The organism is Pseudomonas sp. EA_65y_Pfl1_P113 (genome assembly GCF_963970525.1).
GTDB lineage: Bacteria > Pseudomonadota > Gammaproteobacteria > Pseudomonadales > Pseudomonadaceae > Aquipseudomonas > Aquipseudomonas tritici.
On the sequence record NZ_CAXAQM010000172.1, the window covers coordinates 1 to 698 of the forward strand.

Below are 698 nucleotides of genomic sequence, written 5' to 3' on the forward strand. Positions count from 1 at the left end.
CGAGCGGGAGGGAGCGGACAAGCTGGCGCTGGCTGAAGATGCCCTGCGACAAGCGCAGAAGATGGAGGCCGTCGGTCAGCTCACCGGAGGGGTCGCCCACGATTTCAACAATCTGCTCACCGTCATTCGCGGATCGGTCGACCTTCTCCGACGCCCCGATCTCAGCGAGGATCGACGTGTGCGCTACATTGACGCGATCGGTGACACGGCCGACCGTGCCGCCAAGCTGACTGGCCAGCTTCTCGCCTTTGCCCGCCGTCAGTCGCTGAAGCCCGAGACATTCGATTGCGGCGAGAGCATCGCCGACGTGGTGCTGATGGTCCATACGCTCACCGGGTCGCGTATCGTCATCGAAACGGTCGTGCCCGACGATCCGTGCTACGTGCTGGCGGACAAGGGCCAGTTCGATACCGCCATCATCAATATGAGCGTCAATGCTCGTGATGCCATGGACGGCGAGGGCAAGTTGACGATCGTCGTAGGTCCGGTGTCCGGCATTCCAGAAATCCGGATGCATCCTCCGATCGCCGGCGATTTCGTGGCGGTCACGATCAGCGACACGGGCTGCGGCATTTCGCCCGAGAACGTGGCTCGCATTTTCGAACCGTTCTTCACCACGAAGGACGTCGGAAAGGGTACAGGTCTGGGGCTTTCTCAGGTGATCGGCTTTGCCAAACAGTCGGACGGCGACATCCGTG

Annotated in this window: 1 protein-coding gene; it reads left to right on the forward strand. The window is 61.7% G+C overall.

Going from position 1 to position 698, the window contains the following annotated elements:
* A partial coding sequence (locus tag AACY52_RS28965; RefSeq protein WP_339561164.1) for an ATP-binding protein occupies nucleotides 1–698 on the forward strand: 698 nt, incomplete at both ends.